The sequence below is a fragment of the Collinsella sp. 4_8_47FAA genome (assembly GCF_000763055.1).
Lineage (GTDB): Bacteria > Actinomycetota > Coriobacteriia > Coriobacteriales > Coriobacteriaceae > Collinsella.
This window is the reverse complement of sequence record NZ_KN214134.1, coordinates 78,670-82,079: the sequence shown is the minus strand read 5'-3', so window position 1 is coordinate 82,079 and position 3,410 is coordinate 78,670. Positions and strand designations below refer to the sequence as shown.

Here is a 3,410-nt window from a genome sequence, read left to right as displayed (position 1 = left end):
TCGCCCGCCGACCTGGCGCTGGCCATGTCGCACGTGAACTCCGAGCCCCGCGGCGCGCTCGGCTTCGCGACGCCCGCGCGCGCCTTCAGGGCGATGCTCGGGGAGGACGCGGCGGCGCTGCTGGACGCCTACGGTGTGTGGGACGTGCCGCTCGGCGACCTCGACCTGACGCCGGGACTCATCGAGAGGGCGCGCGCCGAGAGGGGCGATGCCCCGCTGGCCTAGCCTAGAAGGAAAAACGGAATAGACGGACCGACCGTCCGGCTGAGTCTGGGAAGAGGTGCCGGGCGGCGGGCGGAGCATGGCCACCGGACCTATCGAAACACATCTCCACCGTTCCATCAACTGGGAAAACGGCGCCCCCGGACCCCAGGAGGGGCCGCGGGGGCGTTCGGCTAGCTGCGGGAATGGCCTATTTGCTCAATGTGTTCGGCTGAGATCGGAAATCAACCTTCCAGGATGACCCCAAACTCGCCACTGGCGCAGGAGCGGCCTATGCCGCGGGCATCCTGATACAGTTCGCCATCAACCTGCTCAATTGCGGCAGTATCGCAGAGCTCATCGTCCTTGGCGCAGCGACTATCGCCATATCCGCCCTCAGCGTCGTTCCCCAAAAGGCCGCCGAGAGCTCCGGCCGCGCCATCAATCCCTTTGTCGAGCCTCCGCACACTCTCGCCAAACAGGCATGTTGGAGCATCGCACTCGTCATGATTCTCGCCTGCTTGTTCTCGACCCTCGACAACGTGGTCACGCTCTCCAACGCCCACGGCACCATCGCCGTGCAAACCTGGCCGCGCCTCTTTTTGGCGGCGAGCGGCCTTGCCGCCGGTCTTGTTTTTGATCTTGCCGAGCGCCGCTACATGGGACTTGTCATGTTCGGCATCGCCGTGCTCTCGACCATTTCCATCCTGGCCGTGGAGGCCGGCGCCGATCCCAACCTGGGCCTTGTCGTCTTTTACCTGAGCTCGGGCTTTTTTGTCACGTTCTTTACCGCCACCTTTACACAGCTGGCACCGCACATGCATGCGCCCGCTCTCTGGGCCGGCATGGGACGCGCGGCCAACAACGTATGCGCGTTCACCACATCGGGTATCTCGCTGGCGCTCGTGACCTCGGACAATGTTGCTCTCATCATGATCGGTGCGCTCGTTTTGCTCGTCGCCGCCTGCGCGGCATTCGTGGCAGCCGGCTTGTTCCGCCTACCCCAAACCGAGCAGGAGCGCGAGCGCGAGCAGCTGGCAGAAGAAGTGCTCGCCGCGCCCACCGTCGAGGAGCAGCGCCAGGCCTTCATCGCCAACCACGCTCTCACCCCGCGTGAAGTCGACGTGCTCATAGCCGTGACCCAGGATGAACGCCCGCTCAAGCAGATCGCCGAGGAGCTCGGCATCTCGATGCGCATGGTCCAGCGCCACCTGAGCTCCATCTACCAAAAGACCGACACGCAAACGCGCGCTGGTCTCACCAAGGCCTTCCCCTCGGCCTAAAACAAAAACCACCACAAAGGTGCTGTCCCCTTTGTGGTGGTTTGAGCGGAGCAGAAGGCCACTCTGCCAGTTTGTCTCAGTCTGTAACAGATAGGCCCCTAAAAGCAGGCTTATTGTTACAGATCGAGACAGTAAAGGGACACGAAGCGATCCTTCGCAGCAACGACCCTCTAGTAAAGCGATGCGACATATCGGCCGAAGCCTGGCAATGCAAACTCAAAACGTCCTTGTAGAGGCTCTTCAATTACCCCAGCCTCTACCAGACGCTTTTTATACGTTGAAATCGAACCGGAACTCTTCTTAAGCCTCGCTGCCAACTCTTGCCTGGTCGTCGTCCCAACCGGATTCATTGCACGAAGAAATTCAAGGTCCCCTCGTGAAAGTTCCGCCGCTGTTGAAGCGAAAACTCGCGATTCCAGCTCCTCTTGCGCAAGTTTCGCGCCTCGTTCGACATCCTCAATAGAAACCTCGGAGGCTTGGCGCGAAGCATTCCATGCCCGATACCCCACCAACTGGAACATAAATGGAAAACCATCGATCGCCTTGGCAGCGAGGTCGATCGCCTCATCAGAAATCGTCTTGCCGCCGTCCTCAATCGTTAGTCGAAACGCTTCTTTTACCTCAGTCGGTGAAATTGATCCCAGCGAATGTTGAGCCGCGCGACGAAGAAACGATGTCGATTTCCCCGTCAGCAGCGCCAGCACGCGAAACGGCAGCCCCGCCATAAGCAAAGCTACCTTTTTATTCTCGCTTACAAAGTGCTGGTAGGTAGTAACAAGCTCCGTCATTTGCGCAAACGATGCATCCACTTCGTCAACGGCGATAAGCACCCCGGTGTCAGTCGCTTCAAGCTGAGCAAACAAAGCGTTCATCTTAGTACGCCAGTTAGCGCCCTCAAATTCAACATCGATGTTTTCCCAGCTCATGCTTCCTACGGGGGCAATGCCGACACTGTTCACACGCCTAGAAGCGGGCTTTTCGATCAGATGGGCGGCTGATTCGTTGAGGCGCTGCAAAATGTCTTCGAGCATCCCCTCCGAGGCCGTCACATTCGCTGTAATCCAGCCCTCTTGCTGGGCGCGGTACGACAGATATGCCAAAAGCGCCGTTTTACCTGTACCGCGCGCACCATAGAAAACCGAGCAAAGATTGGGATCGGAGTCGTCATTTTCAAACGCCAGCACCATATCATCGATGATTTGCTCACGGCCGGCCATATACGCCGGTACACGTCCGAACATCGGAGTGAATGGATTTGCCTGCCTGTACGCCGTCGGTGCCGCCATAAAGCCTCCCTTGAACTCATACAACTTAATTATGCCCCTACAATCTTTAAGTATTTGAGTATCTTTGAGTTTTTTGAGCATCCTTGAGTTCTTTGAGCGATCGGCCACGGCGGAACCAGTTGGCTTTCTCTGCCTAAAACAAAAACCACCGCAAAGGTGCCTGTGAACTGCCTCCCATTTCTTGGACATCGGGAAATGGGAGGTTTTCCATGAGTATAGACCTCAGGGTGAAGCACGACCTGGAGTCCAGGAGGCGGGCCGTCGAGCTCTTCGACGCCGGCGTCGGCTGCAAGCCGGCGGCCGAGGCCCTGTCCGTCCCCCGCGAGACCGTGAGAGAATGGCAGTGGGTATACCGGGCGTTCGGAAGCGAGGCGCTGCTGTCCATGGGCGGGAAACAATCCAGGTACACATTCGAGCAGAGGGTCGCCGCGGCGTCGGCCGTGGTCGACGGCGGGATGGCGAAGGCCGACGCTATGGCCGAGTTCGGGATCAGGTCGAAGTCCCCGCTGGAGCGCTGGTGCAGGCTCTACCGCGAGGGCGGCGCCGAGGCGCTGCGGCCCCGCCCGAAGGGCAGGCCGAGGGGGTCGAGGTCGAAACCCGGGCCCGCACCCGCGAGCAGGAGGTCGAGGAGCGCTGCCGC

Annotated in this window: 4 protein-coding genes and 1 pseudogene; 3 read left to right on the top strand and 2 right to left on the bottom strand. The window is 59.8% G+C overall.

The annotated features are described in order from the left end of the window. Window positions 1–225 (top strand): annotated as a pseudogene (locus tag HMPREF9463_RS00385) (IS30 family transposase); the annotation flags it as partial. Between the two features lie 221 nt (window positions 226–446). Here HMPREF9463_RS00385 and HMPREF9463_RS10810 read toward each other — a convergent pair. After that, window positions 447–614, bottom strand: a complete 168-nt coding sequence (locus tag HMPREF9463_RS10810) for a hypothetical protein (RefSeq protein ID WP_156961410.1) — start codon at window positions 612–614, stop codon at window positions 447–449. 93 nt (window positions 615–707) lie between these two features. On the opposite strand from HMPREF9463_RS10810, the gene HMPREF9463_RS00380 reads away from it, so the two are divergent. Beyond that, a complete protein-coding gene (locus tag HMPREF9463_RS00380; RefSeq protein WP_035136554.1) occupies window positions 708–1,484 on the top strand; it encodes a helix-turn-helix transcriptional regulator in 777 nt (258 codons plus the stop codon). A gap of 170 nt (window positions 1,485–1,654) precedes the next feature. On the opposite strand, the gene HMPREF9463_RS00375 is transcribed toward HMPREF9463_RS00380, so the two are convergent. Continuing rightward, the gene (locus HMPREF9463_RS00375) at window positions 1,655–2,770 is read right to left on the bottom strand and encodes an AAA family ATPase (protein ID WP_035137107.1); all 1,116 of its coding nucleotides are present in this window, start codon (window positions 2,768–2,770) and stop codon (window positions 1,655–1,657) included. 209 nt (window positions 2,771–2,979) lie between these two features. On the opposite strand from HMPREF9463_RS00375, the gene HMPREF9463_RS00370 reads away from it, so the two are divergent. Beyond that, on the top strand, window positions 2,980–3,410 hold a 431-nt coding region (locus HMPREF9463_RS00370), incomplete at its 3' end, for a helix-turn-helix domain-containing protein (protein WP_052043973.1).

Bases quoted from the DNA above. Each gene is read 5' to 3' on its own strand.
- HMPREF9463_RS00380 (WP_035136554.1), top strand. From the start codon at position 708: ATGATTCTCGCCTGCTTGTTCTCGACCCTCGACAACGTGGTCACGCTC.
- HMPREF9463_RS00375 (WP_035137107.1), bottom strand. From the start codon at position 2,770: ATGGCGGCACCGACGGCGTACAGGCAGGCAAATCCATTCACTCCGATG.